Annotated in this window: 12 protein-coding genes; 10 read left to right on the top strand and 2 right to left on the bottom strand. The window is 48.4% G+C overall.

Annotated elements, in window-relative coordinates; all coding sequences use genetic code 11:
* Positions 1–3 precede the first annotated feature (3 nt).
* The 7 genes from AC1RVX_RS20315 to AC1RVX_RS20285 are packed head-to-tail and all read left to right on the top strand — an operon-like array spanning position 4 to position 18970.
* A complete protein-coding gene (locus tag AC1RVX_RS20315) occupies positions 4–3750 on the top strand; it encodes a baseplate J/gp47 family protein (RefSeq protein WP_493218420.1) in 3747 nt (1248 codons plus the stop codon).
* A 2-nt stretch (positions 3751–3752) separates the two neighbouring features.
* Positions 3753–4568, top strand: a complete 816-nt coding sequence (locus AC1RVX_RS20310) for a hypothetical protein (protein ID WP_493218419.1) — start codon at positions 3753–3755, stop codon at positions 4566–4568.
* 7 nt (positions 4569–4575) lie between these two features.
* A complete protein-coding gene (locus AC1RVX_RS20305) occupies positions 4576–4872 on the top strand; it encodes a hypothetical protein (RefSeq protein WP_493218418.1) in 297 nt (98 codons plus the stop codon).
* A complete protein-coding gene (locus AC1RVX_RS20300; RefSeq protein WP_493218417.1) occupies positions 4862–7363 on the top strand; it encodes a hypothetical protein in 2502 nt (833 codons plus the stop codon). The genes AC1RVX_RS20305 and AC1RVX_RS20300 overlap by 11 nt, the downstream gene beginning before the upstream one ends.
* Positions 7364–7365: 2 nt before the next feature.
* On the top strand, positions 7366–14343 hold the full coding sequence (locus AC1RVX_RS20295) for a contractile injection system tape measure protein (RefSeq protein ID WP_493218416.1): 6978 nt from the start codon (positions 7366–7368) through the stop codon (positions 14341–14343).
* A gap of 29 nt (positions 14344–14372) precedes the next feature.
* A complete protein-coding gene (locus AC1RVX_RS20290) occupies positions 14373–15713 on the top strand; it encodes an ATP-binding protein (protein ID WP_493218415.1) in 1341 nt (446 codons plus the stop codon).
* Positions 15714–15721: 8 nt separating this feature from the next.
* Positions 15722–18970, top strand: a complete 3249-nt coding sequence (locus AC1RVX_RS20285) for a hypothetical protein (RefSeq protein ID WP_493218414.1) — start codon at positions 15722–15724, stop codon at positions 18968–18970.
* Between the two features lie 57 nt (positions 18971–19027).
* Here the strand turns inward: AC1RVX_RS20285 and AC1RVX_RS20280 are convergent, their stop codons facing one another.
* Both AC1RVX_RS20280 and AC1RVX_RS20275 read right to left on the bottom strand, forming a co-directional pair.
* A complete protein-coding gene (locus AC1RVX_RS20280) occupies positions 19028–20179 on the bottom strand; it encodes a branched-chain amino acid ABC transporter substrate-binding protein (RefSeq protein ID WP_493218413.1) in 1152 nt (383 codons plus the stop codon).
* Between the two features lie 337 nt (positions 20180–20516).
* Positions 20517–21500 (bottom strand): LysR substrate-binding domain-containing protein, encoded by a 984-nt coding sequence (locus AC1RVX_RS20275; RefSeq protein WP_493218412.1) that lies wholly within the window; start codon positions 21498–21500, stop codon positions 20517–20519.
* Positions 21501–21647: 147 nt separating this feature from the next.
* Between AC1RVX_RS20275 and AC1RVX_RS20270 the strand changes: the two genes are divergently transcribed.
* The 3 genes from AC1RVX_RS20270 to AC1RVX_RS20260 all read left to right on the top strand — a co-directional run bounded on the left by AC1RVX_RS20270 (position 21648) and on the right by AC1RVX_RS20260 (position 25094).
* Positions 21648–22397: a gamma-glutamyl-gamma-aminobutyrate hydrolase family protein gene (locus tag AC1RVX_RS20270; RefSeq protein ID WP_493218411.1), complete on the top strand. Its 750-nt coding sequence runs from the start codon at positions 21648–21650 to the stop codon at positions 22395–22397.
* Positions 22394–23647 (top strand): D-amino acid dehydrogenase, encoded by a 1254-nt coding sequence (locus AC1RVX_RS20265; RefSeq protein ID WP_493218410.1) that lies wholly within the window; start codon positions 22394–22396, stop codon positions 23645–23647. The genes AC1RVX_RS20270 and AC1RVX_RS20265 overlap by 4 nt, the downstream gene beginning before the upstream one ends.
* Before the next feature lie 232 nt (positions 23648–23879).
* Positions 23880–25094 (top strand): MFS transporter, encoded by a 1215-nt coding sequence (locus AC1RVX_RS20260; RefSeq protein WP_493218409.1) that lies wholly within the window; start codon positions 23880–23882, stop codon positions 25092–25094.
* Positions 25095–25096: the final 2 nt, after the last annotated feature.

The following is a 25096-nucleotide window of genomic DNA, read 5'->3' as shown; positions in this document are numbered from 1 at the left end:
GACGTGACGCAGCCCAGACTCTTGATCAGTGATGGCCGCAGCCAGGCTCAACGTCGTTTGCCAGCTTTGAGCGGTGATTACTTCAAACTCAATGAAATGCGTTTTGAAGAGTTACTGACCATGGCAGTTGACTACGCCAGCATGGTCAAGTTTTATCAGCTTGACCTCAGTGAAGACGGTCACTGGCAGCAATACTTCCATGCAGATGAAGTGGTCTTGCTGGCAAATATCCTGTCACTGGACCTGAAGCAACTGGCGATGCGCTTTGAACAAAGATTGCAAAACTATAGTCCGGGCAAGACCTGGTATCAACATGACTTGACTATAGAATTTCCGCAAATCTGCTCTATCCCGCTGGATTCACCGCTGCTGCTAGCACGGTTGCTGGAATACTGGCTGTCTTGCGCCAAGCGCACAGATGGCCGCACCGGCTATGAAATCACCAAATTACTGGAAAGCATACTGCGTGGTCTGAACAAGGAAATGCTGGCCATGCTTGACCTGACCGCTGAACTCAGCTCCGGGGATACATCTGTTGCACGCAGCCGCCCAGCCTTACCCCTGTTGAATGCGCTGGCAGTCAAACCCGCCAACGTACAAGATAAAATACCCGGCAGCGCGCATACCGTCACTGAGACGCGCAGCTATTTTCATGCATTTTCGCAAGCAATTCAAATCGTGCAAAACGGTGTGCGACATCTGTTGCCACAATCAATGACCAGTCAGGAACATGATCCTGGTAGCAGCTTGTTGATTACCTTCATACAATTGTTCCAAAAACTGCAGATACGACTGAATCAGTTCGGGCAGGCACATCTGGATTTTTATTATTATCAGATGCTGAAAATGGAACAGCGCCCACATCGCCCCGACTATACATTTGTGGTCATACAACCGAAGCCGGGGGTGCGCCATATTTTTGTTGAAAAAGCCACGGAGTTCATCGCCGGCATAGACAATAACCAGCATGAAATCATCTATGCCAACGACCAGGCAGTCACCCTGAATGATGCAAAAATCACCGCGCTGCATACCTTGTTTTTTGACCAGCGCGTGATCGATCATCAACTGGAATCGGTTTCCTGCCATACCCAGCCTGTCAATGCATTGGCAGATGGCAGCAACGAAAAAGACCATGAGAAATTACCCCCTCTGCCACTATTGGGCGCGCCCAAGCCAGGTGAGCGCAATTTCGGGGCCACCGCAGCCAGATTCGGTTTTGCCATCGCCAGCAAGACGCTTTTATTACGCGAAGGCCAGCGCCGTGTCCGCGTGCTATTGCAATATCAAAATGCTGCAGGTGACACCATAAAAGACTGCTTGCGGCGTTTTGCACTTGAAAATGCACACGAATACGATACATCCCAGAGTGAATTAGTCCGCATGAACGATATTTTCGTCAAGCTGCTGCGGGGCATGTTCCGTATTTCACTTACCACTGCTACCGGCTGGTATCGCGTGACAGAATATCGTCCTGAATATACTGGCCTCAATAGTGCAATTGATGATGACTGCCTGTCCATAGAGTTTTCGCTACCACCTGACATTGCCGCCATTTGCAATTACAAGGCCGGCCTGCATGGTGATAATTATGGGACAGATTTGCCGGTAGCACGGTTTGAAATGACCGAAAACGAATATCGTTACCCCTATGATTTACTAAAGAACTGGGTCTTGCATCACATTCGTCTGGAAGTCGACGTACAGGGTTGCAGGCAGTTATTACTGCACAATCAGATCGGCCAGTTAAGTGCCATGTCACCTTTCATGCCGTTTGGCCCTTTACCCAATGTCGGTTCCTATCTGATTGTCGGTTGCGAAGAAACGCTTAGCAAGCAACTTGATGATGCAGAAATTCAGGTGGAATGGAATGGCCTGCCTACCAATTTGGGCGGTATTTCGGCTTATTACCGTGGCTACGCCCATCCCATGAAAAGCGGCGAAGTGCTGGCCAGTGTCTCTGTCCTGTCTGGTGGCAAATGGATCAAGGGTCTGGAGGAAATCACCCTGTTTGACGAAATGGCGCGCGACGACGGCAGTCAGAGTAGTCAACTGGCGACTGACAGTGTGCTGTCGTATCAATCAGCGCTGCAGTTCTATAAACCGCTACCGTACAATAGCAGTGACTCGGCATTGCAGAATTTCTCTTATACACCGGCAACGATGGCTGGTTTATTCAAACTGACTCTGGAAGCGCCCGAGGGTGCATTCGGCCATCAGGAATACCCCATGCTGCTGGCACAGATACTGACCGACAACGCCAGGCAAAAGAAAGCTAGTCTTGCGCAGGCCTTACCCAATCCACCGTATACGCCGCAGATCAGCAGTATAGTGCTGAATTACAAGGCGCATTCCACCATTCGCTTTGAGCAAAGTCGTCTGCTGGAACAAAGACCAACTCAAGACAAGATGGTGCATTTGCATCCACTGGGTACGGAAACCATGGTCGCCATCAACTCGCGCGCGATCTATCAAGTACCCCAGTATGATTATCCGGCCAATCTGTTTATAGGATTACAGGGAAGCGATCTGAGCGGTGCCCTGACCTTGTATTTTTACTTGCGTGAAGATTCGCTACCCATGACCCGCATCAAAGACAGCGGGCTGTCATGGTGGTATCTGTCGGGGAACAGCTGGCAAAAACTGGAACGGGCAAACATCATTGATGATTCTACCGATGGCTTCATGACCAGCGGCATTGTCAGTCTGAATTTGCCCGACGATATAGACACCAACAATACCATCATGCCCGCAGGCGTTTACTGGCTGCGCGTTTCGGCCAATGTGGGTATGGAACGCTTTTGCAGCGTGTATTCCGTTTATGCGCAGGCTATCCAGCTCACCTGGTGCGCCAACCAGGCAAGCAAAGCCAGCGCGGTATTGCCTGCAATGAGTATTACGCGCAGCAAGCAAAATGTTCCTGGCATTGATCGAGTCATGCAGATACGACATTCGGTGGGTGGCAAAAGCGCGGAAACAGTCAGGCGTTTCCGCACCCGTGTCAGCGAAAGATTGCGGCACAAGAACCGTGCCCTGACCGCCAGTGATTATGAATTACTGATACTGGAGCAATTTCCTGAAATTCACAAGGTGAAGTGTTTTGCCAATCTGTCCAGCGACATCGATCCGGCCAAGCGCTTGCGCGGTGGTCAGATATTGATCATCCCCCTCCCCTACCTGAACATGGGCGGGCATTTTAATCAGCGCCCTTTGCTGAGCGGTCACCTGATCCATGAAGTACAACAATTCATTGAAACTTGCGCGCCCCCCTTCACCACGGTCAGTGTGGAAAACCCAGTGTATGAAGAAATCCAGGTTCGTTGCCAGATCAAACTCAAGCCAGGACTGCGTGGCGGCTGGTACAGCAGCCAGATCAATCAATATCTGTGTGATTTTTTATCTCCCTGGCATCCGGTTGGGTATCAACAGCATTTTGGCTGGTGTATACGTGAACATGATTTGATCTCTTTTTTGCTGGATCTCGATTATGTCGAGGCGGTGACCGGTTTTTCCATGCTGCATATCACCCCGACTGGACAAGGCACTGATTTACGTTTTCGCATGGATGACAATGCGAGGAAAGTGCACGGCACGAAAAGCCTGTATCCGATTTATCCGTGGAGTATTGCCGTCCCCATGAATCAGCACTGGATCGTATTGCTGGATGAATTTGCATCAGCCGAACCAAAACCTGTGGGTATCAATGAATTGAGAATTGGCTCCACCTTTATTATTCCGCCAAGGAAATAGTTATGAAAAAACGAACCCGAGCCATGCTGAGGCAGCAGTTTGAGCACGGCAAAATGCCTACCGAAGATGACTTCGGAGATTTGATCGAATCCATGCTGAACATGCTCGACGAAGGCTTCGAAAAGTCCGCGAATGAAGGCTTCAAAGTTGCGCAGTTGGGTGATGGGAAATTGCTCAGTTTCTATCAAAACACGGTAGAAGGAACACCTCTGTGGTCCATGGGTCTGGACGTGGGTACGAATAACCTGAGTTTTCAGGCGAAAAAAAATCGCCCCTTGCTGACACTGTCCAGCCAGATCGATGATGACGGCGTGACCCATAGCCGCGTCGGCATACGACAAAGTACACCACGACATGAACTGGATGTCGGCGGATTTATTGCTTCGCGCGGACGGGTGGGACGTGAAGGGAAAATGGCCGTTCCGGCAGATGGTAACTGGTATGACGTCAGCGTGGCCATGACTGGTTGCCAGGCCTGGGAAGTTGTCGCCGGTGTGGGCGGCAAGGATGCCGAAGGCCGCTATGCCCTGATGCATGCCTTTGCCATGAATGCCTTCAATTCCAATCCACATATTACCTATCACCAAACCCATTTTGGTAATAAATGCAGCCGCATAGAATTGCGCTGGATAGGTACTGACAGCAATTCTCCGTTTGAATTCAAATTGCAAATGCGGGTGGGTTGCACCTTTGGGAATGAGGTCTGGATCAAATACCACATGACGCAACTCTGGCTGGATACCCAAATGCTGGAGAGTGACCAGAAGCCCAAACTGGCACCTCGCCCTCTGGCGCAGACAGCAAAGACAAAGAAGTGAACATAGTATGAACCCTATTCATATCACTATCTCGCTGGCGCAAGGCAATCTGATACTGGAGGGTCTGGTAGAACGGCCATTCAAGCAGGTCTTTGGGCTGATCGGCAACCTGAACCAGCAGGCCGGTCAGTTGCTGCCTGCTGGCAGTCCTCTAGACAGAAGTGCAGAATTTACATTTTCAGTAGCCGAATTGCGCCTCATCATTGAAGTGCTGGGGGAAATGCCCTACAACCGAGTACATCAGTTAGTCCAGCAATTGCATTCTCAACTGAAATTGAGCGAGGTGCGACGACATGCTGGCTGATGACCACATAAAGCGCCTGCAGGCAGATCTTGATGGAATTGATTTTGATGGCTTTCGCCGTCAGGGTGTAGAACTGCTGCAAGCTTTATCTGGTCAGACATGGACAGACTACAATATCCATGACCCAGGCGTGACTTTGCTGGAAATGCTGTGCTATGGCTTGACTGATCTGGTGTACCGGTCAGGATTTTCGGTGGCAGATTTCTTGACTCAGGAATCAGGCGGTATCAACTTTGAACACCAGGCGCTATACCGTCCTCAGGACATATTGCCGATTCGCCCGGTCACCGCCATCGATTATTGCAAGTTGATTTACGACCATGTACCGGAAATTGACGACATCTGGATACAGACCGATAACCAGGGTGAAAAACTGGAAGGCCTGTTTTCTATTTATGTCAAATTGCACCAACCTTTATCTGAAATAGAACAGCGCAGCCCTGAAGATGTCAGGCAAGACATCATTGCCCTGTATGCCAATAATCGCAATCTTTGCCAGGATCTGGACCAGGTGTACATCGTCCAAACCGATACTTATTTTCTGACAGGCGAAATTGAAATTGATGACAGTCGACCGGCTGCAGAAATATATGCCGACATCTATTTCCAGTGCGCGACCCTGATTTCTTCCGGTGCACGCCTTACCCGTTTTGAAGAAGCAGTGGCAGAAGGTAAAAGCTGGGAAGAATTACTGGATGGCCCTCTGACCAGGCGTGGTTACATTGATGACAGATATTTTACGCGGACATCGAATAACATCGATGTCGTCAGCCTGATCGCCCTGGTGCGTCGCATGCCAGGGGTAAAACAGGTGCACCATCTGCAATTGATCGATTCTCAGGGTAAAAAATATGATCATCTTAGCCTCAACCTGAAATCCAGGCGCTGCTCGGTATTGGGTTTTCCGCGCAGTGTGGACCAGATGCATTTGATGCACTTGGTCTACACCCAGACTGGCAATCAGCAATTTTCCACGCATCACCCCATTCGACAAAAATTCATGCTCCCCCAGGAAGTCAGCCTGCTGGAGCAAGTGCGCATCATATTGAAGAAGCACGAGTTCAATCACCATGCTTTTCGCCGGCACGATGTTAATCTGGAAGAGTTAATCGAACTGCCGCAAGGTGAACATCGTCCTCTGCGTGAATATTCTTCAATAGCAGAACACTCCCCTGCCATTTACGGCATTAATCACTATGGTGTGCCTGGTTCAGAACCACCGGAAGTACATGCCCGCGCCAGGCAATTGAAGGGGTTTCTTTTTGCTTTTGAACAAATGATGGCGAATTACCTGCAATCATTGCAGGGCATTCCTGATCTGTATTCCCTGGATACGGATTTAAAACAAAGTTATTTTTCTCAACTGCTGGGTAATCAGCAAATACCACTGGTTGAGACTTTATATCGCAATACCCTGAGCCCCAGCCTGCCAGCTGAAATCCTGTCCAAATTCGACCCGTTCATTGACCGCCGTAACCGCGTGCTGGACAGCATGCTGGCCATGTATGGTGAATCTTTTCCCGCCGATGCTTTGCGTCGTTTTAATGTGTATCACCATGAACACGACGACCAAACCGTCATAGACAGCAAAATCAAATTTTTGGCACATATACGCGAATTGAGTGCACAGCGTGGTGCTGCCATGAATGTGCACGCACCGTACTGGACAGGAGCCAACAGGGCTTGCTTGCAGCATAAATTATTATTGCTGTTAGGATGTGGTGAAACCAGCCTGGGTCGCTCTTTGACAGCGCATTTTTCGTCTGCCTCCCCCGCCTTTGTCAGTGCCAAGACCTATGAGAAAAAACTGGGTGAGCATCCAAAATACAAAGCCAACGATAGCCATGCCCTGCCCCTGCCATTGCAAAAAACCGGGGAAACAACCGTAGTTAAACGATTGCCGCACGATATGATCTGTGTGGAGTTGTTGCGCGCAGGCGTAGATTTACAGCGTTACCGTCTGGTGGAACGTGCCGACAAAAAAGTTTGGCTATGTCTGGAAGTAGAGCCAGACAAACCTATCTGGCATCTCATTCCACTGCCCAGAGATCAGGCGGTCAATTATGCACATGGCTTGCGCCAGCGTCTGGTAGAACTCAGTCAGCAAAGCGAAGGCTTGCATGTGCTTGAACACTTGCTGTTGCGCCCTGCCAACCAGCAACTCAACAGAGATGTTGAAGACGGTTTTTATGAACATCGTGTCAGCATCGTGCTGCCCAGCTACACCGCACGTTTTGCCGATCCTGCCTGCCGGGCTTGGGTAGAAGAACTTATTGCACAAAATCTGCCTGCCCATATCCTGCCCGAAATACACTGGCTTGATTATGTCTATATGCGTCAGTTTGAACAACGTTATAACAGCTGGCTGGAATTGCTGAATCAGACCCGTCGTTCAGGTCAACCTGCGGAAGGGCTGGATCAAACGGCAGATGACATCATTACCCTGCTCCGTGTCGTCAGACAGAATTATTCACCACAGCATTGGTTATGACCATGAAACCATTCCATGCTATCGATGATCTGATATTTGACTTTTCATTTTCCCAAGGGCAGATGGAAGAATCGGCGCTGTCCGACTGGATCAGCACCAGCATACCTGCATTGATTGATGAAGTGATGACACAGTCCGATATCGGGACAGGTATCTATCGTATAGAAAAACTGGAAATTGATCTCGGTGAAATGACCGAAGAAGAATTACAGACAGAGTTTCCGCGACGCCTGCATGCCCAATTGAGTTCTGCACTAAGCATGCCGCGCGAACAGGCGACCGAACCTGTCATTGTCGAAGAAGTTGCCGCCGATGATCAACAATATCTGGAAGATTTTTTACGAACAGGGCAATTGGCATGGGTAGCTTCCACTCATCCACGCGAAGCGCACATCCAGTTATTGGAACGAGTACTCAAAAGCAGAAATGGCGCGGTTGCCATGCAAAAAATTGTAACCAACGAACAAATGCGCCTGCGTTTGCTTCTGCAATTTGGCGAAAGACATTTATTCAAGGTACTTGAAAAACTACTCGCCAGTTGGCCCGTGCATCTGTCACAAAAAATGCAGCAATGGGCTCATCTGGAATTGGCATCTCACAGTACGACAACAACAGCTGCTCAAATTTATTGGCACTGGCTGCTACAGTTATCTGCCGGGGAAGCTCAGCAGATGGATGCAGCCCTGCACTTATGGTCTTTGATCAGCAAAAAGACAAATAGTGAACTGCTGGCACTGTATCAACAACATATTGAAAGAGTCATTCAACAGCCTGAAAGGGGTCAGGTTTCTCTGTCTGAATTATTTGGAGAGAAATTGATTGCGCAAATATCAGCCGCAAATAGTGCAATTGACAAGCAAACAGTTATTCTAGGCCAGCAAAAAGAAATCGAGAAGAAGGCACCGGGCTCTGATGATGACAGCAAGGCTCTTACCCGAATTAAGGAAAGACCTGTCCTAACTCTGGATACAAACAAAAAACAGCCTGTTCAAACGGAAAACAAGACGGAAAATCTGTCAAGCGACAGCTCTCCGCAAAAGAAACTGGAGAAAGCGAACCCGCCGCCTGATACCTCACTTGCAGCGGCTGAAGTCGATCATCTTTATCAAGCCCTTTGTGCAGGCGAATGGCCGGTAATACAACCCCGCTGGCAGCAATTGCTAGACAAGCACGCGGACATGCTGCGCCGTGCTCATGCGCAAGGCTGGGCATATTGGCTAAAAAATTTCCCGCCGGACCAATTACGTGTCATCAATCAAATACTGCAACCACGAGCAAGCTGGGTGCTCGACAGAATACTTAGACAGCCTCGTTCCATACAGACAGGTCAGACGAAACTATGGCTGGAACAAAGCTTGCCAATTTTGCTGGCTGCTGCACCATCCAAACTGCAACCGGAAGAGTTTTTAAGACAACTTCCACAGTTACGTGACATTGCCACTGGCATGGAAGAATTGCACAGGTACTTGCCGAAAGATGCAAACACAAAGACGTCACCTGCAACGGCTGACAGACCTGATTCGCCTGAACCTGAAAATGCCCAAGTTGAGGTTTTACAAGAAAACGAGAATACATCCGCCAGGATTAACAAGGAATCAGGCGACAAAGAAGTAACAAGGAACAAAGCAGCGCTCTCTTCACCAGCGAAAGAACCAGGCCAAACCACATTGACTTCAGCAAAGTCAAAAGCACTGAATTCAAAACTGGCTGCTTCCACCATTGAAGCAGCGGTCAACAATGACACTATTACCCTGACCCAGTTATATAAAGCACTTGAGAATGCCGATCTAAAGCAACTGGATTCCCATTGGCAAAAACTGCTACATCAACACGATGACATCGTCCGGCAAGCGCAAGCAGGGTCATGGTCATTGTGGCTAGCAACGCTGCCGCCGCAAAAACTGCATGATCTTAGTCTTGTACTGCAAGCGCGTGCCGCCTGTGACCTTGAAGAATTGATTGGTCATTTTCCCTTAAGTGTTCGACAGTCAATACTGACGTCGGCAATCCCCTTACTGTTGCAAGCCAGGCCTGACTCTCTACACATTGCAGACTTGCTCAGACTGCTTCCACAACTGCGTGATATTCAGCAAAACAGCGAAACCGCACATGCAGAATCAGACATAGTCAATCATGTTTCAATGGCGACAGTAGCTGTTGATACAGATTTACATGCAGATTTACATGCAGATTTAAGCACCGATGCAAATATTGATATAAGTGCTGACGCACATACTAATTTAAGCAATGCAATAGATATTGCGACACTTGATATCACTGTTGCTAGCGACAATCAAGACCTGCCAGTCATTGAATTATCTGCACAGAGCAAACAACTGCTTGCGGCTTTGTCTACAGCTGACATAGCAGTGATCATGCACGCATGGACATCTGCTGGCGCAGAAAAGATAGCTGACTTGCGGCAGGTGTGGCCCATGATTCGCCTCCAGCAACGACAAGCGATCCTGCTGTCAGCCGATGCAGTCACATTGATGGAATGGGCACAAATTCTTCAGCCACAAGTCAGTCAACTGATTATCGAACTACAGCAGCAAGCCAAGCGACTGGCACAGGTCGCACAGGTATTACATGCTCATAAAATGAGCTTGCAACAGGATGTCGTAACAGACACTGCAGCTAAGGTCGCAACAGATATTACCGCGAACAGAAAAGCCAGCAACCGCCCTCTGTCTGCCGCCGAAATGGCAGAACAATATGCACAACAACTGCAACAAAAGGCCCTGGAATACCTGTTGCAAACCAACGCCGGATCGGCTGTGCCAGAACAGATTATCCTGGCAATGCTGGCGAGTCAGGCGCATGCCAGCGACATAGTACAAGTTTGGAAAAAACTGCCAGATATGGAACAACAGGCAAAGCAGCTATATCACGCTTTGCAAAACTGGCATGCATCGTCACTATCCATGGCACCACAAACGCCAGATGAAGATAAAAATAAAGATGCAGATTTAGCTCCGGCACTTGCACTGCATGAACCAGACAGCAACCCTATACCCGCAGATATCAGGTCATTAGGGAAAACCCCTGATTTTTCCAATTTCCGTCTATGGGCTCAGGGACAACTATCCATATGGGAACTTGAACTTACCAATGATCAATTGCAGCAATGGCTGAGGTGGTGGTTCACCAGCAATGTGCAGCAAATCCAGGATCATCACCTGCTTTTCCGGCAATCGATCATCTCTTGTTGCGACCAGGCAGAATACCCGGTCCTATTCCTGAAACTGGTGTTGACCCAATTACAGCAAGGCAAAGATATTGACCTTGATCATTTGTTGCAAGAAACGGTACAACTTGCCTCGCAAGAAGCTGCCGCTTTCAAAGGCGACTGCGCACAAATAGTGACGAATCCAGGCGAGCCTGAACAAGCACGGGATACTGTAGCCGGCGCTGAATCTGAAACGGAACTTGAATCTGTTTTCAAAACTGAACACGTGTCCACCCATTTGAGTCTTCAGGCCAATCCCTTGTGGTCATCTGACTTGGGTAAAAAATTGTACTCATGGCTGACGCAGGATAGTCATGAATTTGATACGGCAAAAGACACACCTGTTCAATACACTGAATTTGCCAGCCTGCTGGTCCAATTAAAGCAAGACAGCAACATACTGAATTTATGCAATAGTGCACAGCTGCATCAACTGTTGCTGGATTACCTGAATCTGGAATATGGTCACCAGACCAGACAGCACTTCCTGCAATCCATAGAACGTCATGCATTGCAATCAGCAGATTTGCATACCTATTTAAGAATGGTGCTGCAAGATTTGCTGGAACAGAAAATTATAGACCTGGAGCAGATACTGGCTATCAGCCAGGATACTGTCATTCAATTAAAAATACAAACTATCAGTGAATATTTTTCGAACGAATTTGGAAACGAATTTGAAAGTGAATTTGAGAACAATAAGCAGCACGAATATTCAACTTCCGTTACGCCTGCATCGATCAGGCAAGAATCTCTGTCTGACATAATACATACCGAGAATGTTCAAGATAGCAAGAACATTCCAGATACGTTGTCTGTCCAGCATATGCAGGACATCGTGGCCCAGGCACAGGCATGGTACACACCGGCGCTGCATTTCTGGTTATCGCAATTGCTGACAAGCACCCCTCAACTGCAGGCCACACAGGCGTGGCTAACTGCATTGGAAATGCAAGTCAAACAAGCCACGCAACCTGTGAGTGCTGCATTATTGCCATATTTGTTTTTGCAGACGCTGATGCGCAGACAAGCTGATGAACAGCAGCAACACGCCTTCAGACAGGCAATATTGCAGTATTTCCCCTACGACGCAGATAGCCTGCAGCACATTGCTGCATGGCTAAGCAATGATGTCGAAGCGTTACAGTTACAGCAAAAAATTGACTTTTGCCTGGCGCAAGCTGATGCTGAAATCATGGGCTTACCTGATCAGGAAGATGAAACAGTTACATCTTCACTATCAAAGAAACTGATAGACAGGTCCGGTACAGAGTCCGACAAAGAAATTGAATCTAAGGCAGAAGCCAGTGCCGACGAAGCGCCCAATACCATCAGCAAGAATAGTGGCGAAGCACATATTCTTTACGAAGCCGTCATACCCGGCGTGACACCTCGACATCCATCACAACAAGCAGATGCACCGCCGGACAGGGCTGTGCAGCAGCTCATGCCGAATCTGCCGCATCGCATCGCCCAGGCCATGTTACAAGCCAATATGGACAGTCTTGCACCTGTATGGGCACACTTAATGACGGCAGAAAGAGAGTTGCTCGAACAGGGTCTGCGTCGCTATATGGTACGTCCGGAAGAGCAGCGACGTTTGCTGGCGCAGACAAGTCATGACAAACTCAGAGAGTTGATAGATGTACTGCAACATCAGGCTGGCGACATGCTTGATGCCATCTGGGCAAACTGGGATGCTTGCCAGGACACTGGCAATCAATCTGCCAGCGCATCTGTATTGAAAGAGCGTATGCTGGCGAGCAGCCTGTCTTTTTTACTGACATCGGCATCAGATACATTTCACGCAGAAAATTTCCTGAAAAAGATACTCGCTGTCTTTACATCAGATTCCAATGCTGATGCAGCCATACTGACACTTGCTCAATCTTGGCTGGTGCATTTTAGTGCAAGTCGGCCAGAACCCCTGTTCTCGGCGCTCAATACCATGGTTTATGGTCGCAGTTATTTACGTGTATTGCAGCAACGCATACTGCCGGCAGCAGAGTTGCAACAAACCAGCCTGCAAGAATCTGGTGAGCAAAGTCTCCATACAACTGCAGTACCAACTGCAATGGAATCAAATGATACCAACACTGGCCGTGACCTGATTATTACGACACTGGCGAACGAATTCCCACAATTGATGCAAGAATTCTTGCAGGAGATTGAACGCACGAATCTCAATGAAGCACGATTTACACCGGAACAATGGCAGCTGATTATCTTTGTGGCGCTGAATCAACTCCCACATAAAATGCAGGCCAGCTTCTGGAAACAATGGGAAGAGAAATTTTTATCAACTGAGATGCGACAAAGCGTATCAGGCAAATCTGCGCCAAGCTTTGCATTATTGCCTGCTGACCACAACCTGTTTTGGCCAGATGTCCCGGAAGAAGCATATAAGACAAGTCTGCAAGATTTATTATTTAAATCAAAACAGCTTACTGATTATCACAAGATGGATATAGCACCTGTTGTCGGGAAAAATGAAAATCCCTATGCAGCAAGTGACTTGAGCGAGCCATTCACACATGCAACGGCAAAGAAAAAAACTGCGTCATACCCAGTATCCGATGCCATCAAGAATCCGCTTCAAGCTCCGAAAGACCAACAACTATCTGCTGTAGAGAAACTTGCATTTATCCTGCAACAAGACGCCGAACCTGATGCGGAACAAGGAACGATTTTTATCTTGTTGACGCAAAGACTGTTGGCAGGTAAGGCAGACACGGGCAAATCAATAAGTAGTGAAGTCATGTTCAGCGCACTGAGCAGGCCGCAAGGTATACGTCGGCTGCTTGACATATTGCCTCCCCCTGTCCTCAAAAATCTGCTTGAAAAACTGTTACCTGTTTTCTCTCAGGCTTTGCCAACATTATTCGTGCAACTGGAAAAAGCCCTGGAGATAGCAGTTCCACCTTTGGCGAATTTTGTCTGGCACATAGTCTACAAAAATATCTTTATCAGCCACATCACTCAGCCTGGAACTGCATTTACCCAAGCAATGGTACGTGGGCTGGCATCCCATTATCAGGCAGCAGATATTGCCGACTGGCTGCGTAAAACCGAAGATGCAGCATTACAAGTACTTGCAAATGCAAAGAGCACCCCAGCAAAAGCAGCAAAGGCAGATGAGCAGAATACGCCTTTCCCCAAACAAAAATCTGGCGACACAGCTATGACCAATACCAATAAAACCAAGCGCCAGCCCGATGACATACCAGATCGTGCAGATATCAATGTAGACAATATCCATATCCACAATGGCGGATTGATCTTGCTGGCGCCTTATATACCGATTCTGTTCGATGTTCTGGAACTGACCAGAGGTGGCGATTTTATTGATGAGCAAAGTGCACAACGGTCCGTGCATCTGCTTCAGTTCGCCGTGACGGGTGAACTGGAGACGCCGGAATATCAACTGGTACTGAACAAATTATTATGTGGCATCAAAGGTGGCACGCCGATATGTAGCGGCATCAGCATTCTTGATCGCGAACATGAAGTCATAGAGCAAATGCTGGAAGGTGTGATTGCCAACTGGGGGGCACTGGGCGGCTCTTCTATTGCAGGCTTGAGGGAAACTTTTTTACAGAGGCAAGCGCATTTGTACCAGCAAGACAATGCCTGGCATATGAAGGTGCTTCCAGGTACCTTTGACATGTTACTGGACAGGCTGCCCTGGAGTTTTGCGCTGACCAGGTTCTCCTGGATGGAAGAACCCATACACACAACCTGGCGCGGATAAGCCAATTTGCGAAAATGACAGATAGAAATATGAACAACAATGCAGCTTGCCTGGAACGAGAGATAACCTGGTTTACCCAGGTTTGCGATATGCGCTTCCGTAGCTATTTTAGCGACGGGGACGAAACACGTTCTTTACAAGAATTATGTCCTGTGCCGGCTTTACAGACCGATGACGGCCCTTATGCGGAACTGGCCTTGCAATATCAAATGGGTTTTGAAGAAAGACTTATTTTTATTTTGGCCTTTTTGCCTCATTGTCGCCCGCAGGCTCTGGATATTTTCATGTTGCAAAACGCGCAAACCGGGCGTGCCTATAGTGAAATTGGCGGTTGGCGCGGAAAAATTCATGGCGGCTTTTTACCAACCTGTGAAACCGCTGCCTTTATTCTGGCGGGCAATGATCTGGAACAGCGCTTTAACGTCGCCCGCCTGTTTCAGGAAGACCATTTTTTCCTGCGACAGGGAATCTTGAGGTTGGAACACGGTGCCAATGGTGAACCTTTTTTTGGTTCTTCTTTCATGCTGGGAAATGAATACCTGCAAAGACTGAGTAGCGGCGAGGTTCATAAACCTGATTTTAGTGCCAATTTTCCAGCCAAGCTAATGCACACCAAATTATCCTGGAGTGACCTGGTGCTGAACCCTGAAGTAATGGAAGAAGTGGAAAACATCGTTACCTGGTTAAAGCATCCTCAATTAATCCTGCAGCGCTGGGGACTGGAAAAAACTGTGAAGCCAGGCTACCGCAGCCTGTTTTATGGTCCACCCGGTACTGGAAAAACCCTGACCGCCTGCCTGATAGGTGCGGCTGTCGATGCCGACGTGTATCGCATAGACCTGTCAATGATTGTTTCGAAGTACATAGGTGAAACCGAAAAAAACCTGGCCAGTGTATTTGACCAGGCACAAAACAAGAGATGGATATTGTTTTTTGACGAAGCAGATGCGCTGTTTGGCAAACGCACGCAAACCAGCAGTTCTAATGATCGTCACGCCAACCAGGAGATTTCTTATCTCTTGCAAAGGGTGGAAGATTTTCCGGGCGTGGTACTACTGGCGACCAACTTGAAAGCCAATATAGACCAGGCTTTTGCGCGTCGTTTTCAAAGTGAAGTTTACTTCGCCATGCCTGATCCCACGCAGCGCGAACGCCTCTGGCGAGGTCTGTTTTCACAGCCTGGCAGTCTCGCACCAGATGTTGACTTCAAACGACTGGCAGAAAAATATGAATTATCTGGCGGTGCCCTGCTAAACGTGGCACGTTATGCCGCCATACGTGCAGTCAGAATGCAGCGTCAGACCATAGTACAAGACGATCTGATTGCAGGTATTGGAAAAGAATTAATGAAGGATGGAAAAACATTATGATTACCATCATGAAGCGAATCTCACATCGCCCTTATTTACTTAAGTTAAGCTACCTGATAATTGCCTGCAGCATGATCGTTGACAATCAGGTATGGGCTGATGACGCCGCTCCCGCCAGTACGGCCAGTACAAGTAATGTCACAAGTACTGCGAGTGCAAGCATGGCCAGCACGAATCATGCGATTACTACTGCAGCCACTGCGTCTGCCCCGGCCACAGCGTCTGTCCCCATTAGCGCCAGCACGCCCACGTCTCAGGAAAAATCCAAGGCCGCCACAACCAAGCCAGCGGTGACAGCAAACACGCCTGTCAGCCCCATACCAGCGACGCTTGTAGCGCCCGCCAGCACTGCATCCGTGATAGTGGCTGCTCCAGCGGCAATGTCTGCTCCGCCAAAAGTTCCCGTCGTTACGTCGTCATCAAAACCGGCAAATGGTCCCGTTCTGACATCGATTACTTCCCCAGTCTTTGGAGATTATGAACGTATTTGGCGCATATCCAATTTCCGAAACCTGAGTCATGATGTAGTTCTGCAAATGCAGCAGCAAATGGGATTAGTGTATTACCCTCTGGCAGACTGGAAGCATGATTACGCCTTACCCAAACAGCCTCTCAACGACGGCATACTAGGGCCGATTACAGCATCCTGGCTGCAACGCATGTGCTTCAATTTTAAAATTCCGCTGGATGAAAATCTGGGACCCCGGCTACCAGTAGCTGTAACACGACTGGCAGAATTTGCCAAAAAATATCCAACTGAAACCGGCATCCTGATCAGCCCGGATTTTGAAAGTTGGGACAATCTTGAGCCAGAGCCCCAGCGCGGACAGGATTTTCAGGTCAGGCGACAAGGTAGCGATGCCGAATTGCTGGCGCTGGTCAAACGCTATCTGTCCAGAAAGAAAACTAAAACCAAAACAGCCAGCAGCACCAACGACATTCGCGACCCGCTGACCGTTTACATCTACTCCTTGACTGCCGATGACCTTGCCGTACTGGGAGGCAAGGATCAGGTTATTCTTGCCTTGACCGCATTGAAAGACAAGGAATTTGACTCGGTAGAGGCCATGAAAGCTGCTGTCAATCAGGCACTGGGTAACCGCGCGCAGTTATTCCAGCATCTGTGGCCGTTGATAGAAAAACAGATAGTCGATGTCACTGGTTACCAGGTAAATGCCTCCAAACTCGCCGCCTTGAAAACACAGAATGTTGACGATGCTATCCTCAAGGCATTGGCGAAACTCAATGACAATTATTTTCTGGACAAATCAGAATTGGAGTTGAACGTCAATGATGTCCTGAAAGATTTCCCGCCGGAGGACGTCGCAGCGACATTTACAAAACTGAGCAAACAAGCCGAGGTGCTCGATGGTGTGCAATTGAATGCACAGTCGTTAACCAATTTAAAAAATGATTTAAAAGGTGACATCAACAATGCCAGCGTCCCCACTGGCATCATAAAAATGTTTAAGGAAATTCAAGATGTTCAATATCCTGATGTCAATCTTTTTAATAGTGCAGCACGCGCAAAAATTCTGTACTCCATTGCAGCATGCAAAAAAAATCTACCGCAGGATAATCAATATGTCTCCAATCTGCGCATCAGTGATGACGAACTGGCTTTACTCAAAGCAGATTTGACCAATCTTGAAGCCAGTCTTATTAAAGGTAGTACCCAGCTGAACCTGACGACCACATTTGACCAATTGACCAAATTTCGTGCGCGTCAAAACCTGTGCACAAATGAAGAGTACAAAATCACTACAGATGCCGTTACCAAAATTTTTGACAGCTACCTGGCGAGCATCGTTGACGCTACCGCCAGAAAGAATTACCCCAATTCTGACTTACCTATCAAATGGAATGGCGGCAAATGCGGTTGCGCACTTGATCATGCAACGGGTGTGGTTTATGGTTTTTATCCATTTTGGATAAATCAGGGTAAAGAGCAGGTGATGAATTTCAGCATGTTGAACAGGATTGCCTATCACGCGCTTAGCATGGATAACCTGGGTGAACTCAAACAAAGCAATGACCTTGTCAAGGGTGGCCAATTCACGATTGACGATGGATCAGCTGCACCAAATGCTTTTATCCAAACAGCCCGCAATTACAATTCCAAGGTAGATTGGGTCGTGCAAAAAAGTGACTGGGATGAATGGAGCAAATATCCGAGCGAAAGCAAGCAAGCGATTTTCCGCAGAGTGGCGAACAATATCATCAATCTTTTGCATACACCTTTGACGGATAGTTTCTCCAAAGCCATACCCTACCTGAGTTTAGGTTTCAGCAGGACACCGAAACGTGGTGATGGCGTTACCATCTATTTCCAGGACTATCCAAAAGATGCTGAATCTGCCCAGATATTCAATGAATTTTATGGGTATCTCAGACATAGCTTGTCCAACGATAAAGTCGCTGTCAATGTGCTGTTGCCGCGGCAAGGCTTGGCGGACCCGGACAGTGCTTTTGGCATGGCAAATTTAATCAGATTGCGCAAAATAGAAAGGGAAATACACGGCAGCAAAGAACAAGTCAATCATGACTTGAAAACTTATTTCCTGATATTGCTGGATGAACCAAGTACTGATGCAAAAAAAATCTTGCGGCATGACATTGACGTTGAAAGCGCCATTACCGGTGCTGAAAGGGTCGAGTTTTTGCAAAGCATCGTACCTGTCGTACAATTTGATAACCGCAACTGGCAACAATTGGATGCCGACATCGCCTATATGAATTACAACTTTGGTGGTATAGGTTTTTGGCCACTGCCAGTCGCCAATCTGGCCAAACCAGCACCGGATAAACCGCAATCCTGCATAGAGTCACAACAGGTTTTGATCTGCCTGCTGGAAAATTTTAAAATGCCGGGTACGGAAAATCATCTACCTTCACTCATTGCCCGTACAGTTTGCGACTATCGCTGGCCACTCGTTATCTTGATGAACTGCTGGCTGATTGCGATTGCCGTGCTGGCCTACTTGTATTTCAAATATTGTTCTATTCAAAATTTCATTCGCCGGTATTTCTTGTGGATGCTGATTTTCGTGCGGGTACCACCACTGATTATCTTCACCTTGTTGTTGTTCTTTGATCCGGCCTGGAGTGGTTTGTCACAAGGTAATCTGCCTTTCATCATTGCTCTGGCGGTCATCATTTTCGGCGCCATAGGCAGTTACCTGTATATCCGGTCTCAACGTGAACTACCGCAACGAGAGAGAGTAAACCAGAAAAATAAAAAGCCTAGAGATATGTAGGGAAGCAGATAGAGTAAAGGGTGGATGCCAATCCACCCTTTCAAACATTTATTGCATTTATTTTGTAATGGCCAGCAATTCGCGCTTACCACCCTTATACGTGTACAGCGTCAGCGTTCCATCGAGAATGTCGCCATGACTATCAAATGCAATCATGCCGGTCACTCCCTTGTGTTGAATCTTGCTCAGCAAAGGCAGGTATTTTGCCGGTTCGGACGAGCCTGCCTTTTGCATCGCATCCACCATGGTCATGACACTGTCGTAGGCATACGGTGCATTCAACACGACTTCGTGGCCAAAGCGTTTTGCAAATGCCGCCTTGAATTTAATCAGATCACCTTTCTTCGCTTCTTCAACTCCGCCAGCTTCTGCACAGATCACCTTGCCTTCGCCAATCGCATCACTGGCCAGGTTGGGCAAATCAGAAGAGCAAATACCATCGCCACCAAAAAACTTGGCTTCAATACCCAGTTGCTTCATCTGGCGCAGCATGGGGCCACCGACAGCATCCATCCCGCCGAAGAAAATCACATCTGGATTTTTGCTTTTGATAATGGTCAGGATAGCGTTAAAGTCGGTCGCCTTGTCTGTTGTGTATTGGCGCGTGACGATGGCATCCGGCCCTGATTTGCCTATAACACCTTTAACAAATTCATCCGCTACCCCTTGGCCATAGGCGGACCTGTCATCAATCACCGCTATTTTTTTGGCATGGTTGATCTGGACGGCAAAACGCCCCAGTGTTCCACCCAGTTGTCCATCATTGGCGACTACCCGGAAAGCGGTATTGAAACCTTGCTGGGTGTATTTAGGGTTGGTCGCAGAAGGCGAAATTTCAGGAATGCCAGCAGTTTGATAAATTTTGGAAGCCGGAATAGTCGTTCCCGAATTCATGTGCCCAATTACTCCATTGACCTTGGCGTCAACCAATTTCTGTGCCACGGTCGTTGCCTGCTTGGGGTCACTTGCATCATCTTCTGACAGCAATTCAAATTTGGCCTTTTTACCACCTATGGTGATGCCTTTGACATTCAATTCTTCTATCGCCATTCTTGCCCCTTCTTCGGTATCTTTACCCATATGGGCGGACGGGCCGGAAAGCGGGCTGACATGGCCAATTTTGACGACCAGGTCCTGGGCCTGCGCCTGATGATAGCAAGTGAGTGTTGACAGGGTGGCGACAGTAAGCAGACCAAATTTTACGATCATAATTTTCTCCAGAATGCGACAAAAGAATTCACCTGATGAAACAGGTGCCAAACGGACGATGCATTCAATTATTGATAGCAGCCCCAGTTTTTAGCGGGCCGGTATCGCATGTTGTTCAGTGCATCGCATTTACCGTAAGCGCATCTTGGTATGATCACTGCGTATTCACAAACCAGAATTTCTATAGAATGCCATTAGCTTTACTAATACCAAAGCAATCTAAGGATGAAATACCCCGCGATCCGTTGGGAACAGGGTATAAAAGGAAGAAAGCAGGTAGCAAGAACTGCTTTATTTTTTACAACAAGGGTCCTGTCAATCTTGATAAACAATAGCCTTAAACCAGGCTAGCTAAAAAAACTTCTCGCTCCAGTTCAAACTTATGGCATTCCGCGACTATCCATTCCCTAAAGAATTTGACCGCTTCCCGATTTGATGTAGCACGATTAAAAACCAGAAAATACTGAGCGCTTGACTTGGCCGGTTGCAGTATCACTGGCAGCAGTTGCTTGCGCCGCAGCTCATCAATGATGAGTGATACGCGCGCCATGGCGATACCCTGCCCCTGCAAGGCAGCATTGATCGCTAATTGCGACAGGTTAAACTGGTTGCCATGCCTGACCGTGTCCTCAAGCTCTTCATTACCACCTGGCGCATAGCTGCGCAGCCAGGCCGCCCATTCATCAAATGCTGGCGCACCTTCCCATGGTGAATCATCATGCAGCAATTTGTACTGAAGAAAATCAGCTGGCTCAAACACAGGCTGCAGCTGTTTCAAATAGTCGGGACTAGCTACCGGCATCAGATATTCATGCATCAGCGAAGTCACCTGCTGATCACTGTCGTCTGGTAATTGGCCATACATGACCAGCACATCAATGGCTTCTTCATTCATCAGCGCAGCACTCATGCCAAACAATTCCCCCCGCAGACGAATCTCAATATCCGGATACAAACGGCTAAAGCTGTTTAATCTAGGCATCAGCCACATCATGGAAAACGACGGTGAAGCACGTATCAGCAAGGTTTTATTGGGGCCTGCTGGTTGAATGGCATGCAATTCCGTTTCAAGATCGCGCAAGACCTTGCGCACCACCCGGTACAGACGCTCACCTTCGGGCGTAATTGCCAAACCGCGTGGCAGACGCTTGAACAAGGCAACGCCGATCTGCTCTTCCAATCCTTTTATCTGCTGGCTGACGGCACCCTGCGTGACATGCAGCTCTTCTGCTGCCCGGGTAAAACTCCGGTGACGGGCGGCGGCATCGAAATACTTCATCGCATGCATGACCAGAGGTGTCAGTAATTGGCGTTGCGACATGATGGTCCAGCAATGAAGTAAAGGAGGGGAAATTATATCCCAGCATTTCATTCATTAGCCTAACTAATGCCAACAATAGGAATTCTGGTTTGTCTGCCAGACGTTTTTGGAAAAGAATACCGTCAGGACAAAAACGGAAGAAAAACCATGCGCAAACCCTTGATCGGCATCTCGCCAGACCGCAATGACGAAGCTAACAACATAGAGTCGCACTTCTTTTTGCGTAGAAATTACTGCAGCGCCGTCGCCGCTGGCGGTGCCATTCCACTGATATTGCCGTATCAGATGGAATTGATTGACCATTATCTGGATATGCTGGATGGCATCGTCCTCAGTGGCGGCATGTTTGACATTGCCCCACTATGGTATGGTGCGACACCTGCCCACAACAATGATATGTGCCTCAAGCCGGACCGCACCCAGTTCGAACACGCACTGTTGCGCGGCGCATTGAAAAGAAACATGCCGATCCTGGGCATATGTGGCGGCATGCAACTGATTGCCGTAGAAATGGGGGCAAGATTATTTCAGCATCTGCCATCCGACATGCAAAGCCAGATAGAACACAAGCAGACGGAGCCATGCAATATTGCTACCCATCGTGTCAGCCTTGCCAAAAACAGTCGCCTGCAACAGATACTGGGTCTGGATGAATGCACTGTCAACAGTCTGCATCATCAGGCTGTCATGGAGGGAAACCAGCGCTTGCTTGTCAGTGCCAGCGCCGATGACGGCGTCGTCGAAGCGGTTGAAGTCATAGGCTATCCGTTCTGCATAGGCGTGCAATGGCATCCCGAATACCAGGCTCACGTATCTGAACACAAGCTGTTTTCAGCCCTGGCGACAGCAGCCAATGAAAATAGATCCAGAATCTTGCCAAGCCAGATCTCAATATGAAAATCTGCATCATCGGTGCCGGCGTCATAGGCTTGACCACAGCCTATGCGCTTGGCAAACGCGGTCACGAAGTCATCCTGGTTGATGCACACAGCCAGGCCGGTCAGGGTGCAAGTAAAGCAAATGGCGCACAACTCAGCTATTCCTATGTTGCACCACTGGCAGACGCCTCGGTATGGGAAAGTTTGCCTGGATATCTGCTAGACCCACAATCACCTTTACGCTGGCAACCACAATGGGACATCGGGCAATGGAAATGGATTGTCCAATTTCTGCGTGCCTGCACCACGCAAAAGTCAAGGGAAAGCACTATTGAATTATTGCGATTGGCATTTTTTAGCCACGATTGCCTGGCTCAACTGCAAAACGAATTGAATTTAAACTTTGATTTGCGCACAGCAGGAAAACTGGTCATGCTGTCTTCCGGCAAGGCGATGAAAATGGCTTCCAGACAACTGGATTTTCAGCGGAGCTACGGCTGCGAGCAAGAGATGCTGAGCGCGGCTGATTGTTTAAAGGTGGAACCGTCATTGGCTCTATCAGGCAGAGCGTGGGCAGGCGGAGTCTATACTCCGTCGGAACAGGTTGGTGATTGTGGTGTCTTTTGCTCACAATTGAGCGAGTATCTTGCACAACCGGGCAGCAACGTAAGGCTTGCCTTCAATACCAGCGTAACATCCGCCACCGTCACCGACGGAAAAATCAACACGCTAAAATCCACAGCCGGTGACATCATGGCCGATGCATACGTTCTGGCAAACGGCGTCGGCAGCGTTGCAACGGCAGCTTCAATGGGAATTAACATCCCTGTTTATCCGCTGAAAGGATACAGTCTGACCTATGAAGCGAACGACGGCATGCAACTTCCCACAGTGAGCGTAACTGATCTGAGCAAAAAAATCGTCTACGCCCGCATAGGTAATTATTTACGCGTAGCTGGAAAGGTGGAAATGGTCGGCAATGACATATCGCTAAAACCTGGTCGTTGGGCCAGCATTACAGCCGAAGCTGAACAACTTTTCCCCGCATTACGCCATCAACAAGAATATGCATCTCCCTGGGCAGGCTTAAGACCAGCCACTCCAACTGGTGTTCCCATAATTGGACGCAGTAAGCTGAAAAATCTGTATATCAATACTGGGCACGGTGCTTTAGGGTGGACTCTTGCTTGTGGTAGTGCAGAAAAACTGGCAAGTGAACTATGTGGTGAAGACATCCCTGCTGCGTTACGGACATCTCAGGCGGGTTAGACACATTAGGGCGTGTTGGCCCATATCAAGCGACATTTCCTGCAGGCGATCTCAATGGAAACCTGCCTGTAGTAAATTTTGTTGAATAAATACAGAGACCGCTCTTGCCATTGTTGTTTTTCAGCGTTTGAAGACAAGTTATACCGCGACAAACTGCGTGTTTAACATCTGGCAACGGTTCAAAGTATTATCATGACAAGCAACTACTCTTCAACTTAAGCACATCACTCAATTGACCAGCCAAACCAATTCCATGCTTGATGCCATCAAGCAGTTGCCTCGTACCGTCTGGCTGATTGGTTTGATCAGTCTGGTTAATGACTCTGCCTCCGAACTGGTCTACCCATTAATTCCTCTGTATCTGACATCGGTATTGATGGCTGGCCCAAGAGCACTGGGCATCATCGAAGGTATTGCGGAAGCCACCGCCAGTTTACTTAAATTAGTTTCTGGCATCGTGGTCGACAGGACTCTAAAGACCAAGCCATGGATCTTGTCCGGCTATAGCCTGGCGGCTTTCGGACGCCCTCTGATCACCTTTATCACCAGTTGGCATGGCTTGCTGTTAATACGGTTTGCTGATCGTGTAGGCAAAGGCTTGCGTACCTCACCACGAGATGCGTTGCTCGCAAACAGTGTCAATGTGAAGCACCGCGGCCTCGCATTTGGCGTACACAGGGCGATGGACAACGCCGGTGCCGTGATTGGCCCTTTGCTAGCAGCCGCCCTGTTAGGTAGTGGCATGGCAATCAGGGATATTTTCTTATGGACATTGGTACCTGCCCTGCTCTGCATTGCATTGGCACTGATGATTAAGGAACCCGCCCATGATCGTCCGGCAAGCATAAGAAAAACTGACTGGCGGCTACAGAATATGCCACCGGCGTTCAAACGTTTTCTCGTCATCATTGCCCTGTTTGCACTGGGCAACTCATCAAATATGTTTTTGTTGTTGCGCGCCCGCGAGTTGGGGGTGTCACAGGTATATATCCCATTGCTCTGGGCTGCAGTTTCCGTGATCGCCATGCTGTTTTCAGCACCTTTGTCCGCTCTATCAGACCACTTTGGGCGACGCAACATACTTATCGGCGGTTATGCAGCCTATGCGATTTTTTATTTTGCCATGGGTTGCATTGCTGCAGATGACATATTGCTGTACGCCCTTTTTGCCTTTTATGGATTGTTTCTGGCTGCAACAGAAGGCGTAGAGAAAGCCTTGGTAGCCGATCTGGCACCCAAAGGATTGCAAGGTGCTGCTTTTGGACTGTTTAATATGACTGCAGGCATTATGCTGCTACCCGCCTCCATCTTGTTCGGCTGGATTTATCAGGGCATTTCGCCTCTGGCCAGCTTCAGCTTTTCTGGTACATGTGCCTTGCTAGCCATGCTATTACTTTGTTTCTGGCTTAAATTGCCTGATTCTCAAAAGCAGGAAGATCAAATCTGACA

This window comes from Undibacterium sp. GW821-FHT11B02, assembly GCF_058808955.1.
Note: the sequence above shows the minus strand (reverse complement) of the source record. Positions and strands in the feature narration are given on the sequence as shown.

Bases quoted from the DNA above. Each gene is read 5' to 3' on its own strand.
- AC1RVX_RS20305 (WP_493218418.1), top strand. From the start codon at position 4,576: ATGAACCCTATTCATATCACTATCTCGCTGGCGCAAGGCAATCTGATA.
- AC1RVX_RS20270 (WP_493218411.1), top strand. From the start codon at position 21,648: ATGCGCAAACCCTTGATCGGCATCTCGCCAGACCGCAATGACGAAGCT.
- AC1RVX_RS20290 (WP_493218415.1), top strand. From the start codon at position 14,373: ATGAACAACAATGCAGCTTGCCTGGAACGAGAGATAACCTGGTTTACC.
- AC1RVX_RS20285 (WP_493218414.1), top strand. From the start codon at position 15,722: ATGAAGCGAATCTCACATCGCCCTTATTTACTTAAGTTAAGCTACCTG.
- AC1RVX_RS20310 (WP_493218419.1), top strand. From the start codon at position 3,753: ATGAAAAAACGAACCCGAGCCATGCTGAGGCAGCAGTTTGAGCACGGC.
- AC1RVX_RS20295 (WP_493218416.1), top strand. From the start codon at position 7,366: ATGAAACCATTCCATGCTATCGATGATCTGATATTTGACTTTTCATTT.
- AC1RVX_RS20280 (WP_493218413.1), bottom strand. From the start codon at position 20,179: ATGATCGTAAAATTTGGTCTGCTTACTGTCGCCACCCTGTCAACACTC.
- AC1RVX_RS20300 (WP_493218417.1), top strand. From the start codon at position 4,862: ATGCTGGCTGATGACCACATAAAGCGCCTGCAGGCAGATCTTGATGGA.
- AC1RVX_RS20275 (WP_493218412.1), bottom strand. From the start codon at position 21,500: ATGTCGCAACGCCAATTACTGACACCTCTGGTCATGCATGCGATGAAG.
- AC1RVX_RS20265 (WP_493218410.1), top strand. From the start codon at position 22,394: ATGAAAATCTGCATCATCGGTGCCGGCGTCATAGGCTTGACCACAGCC.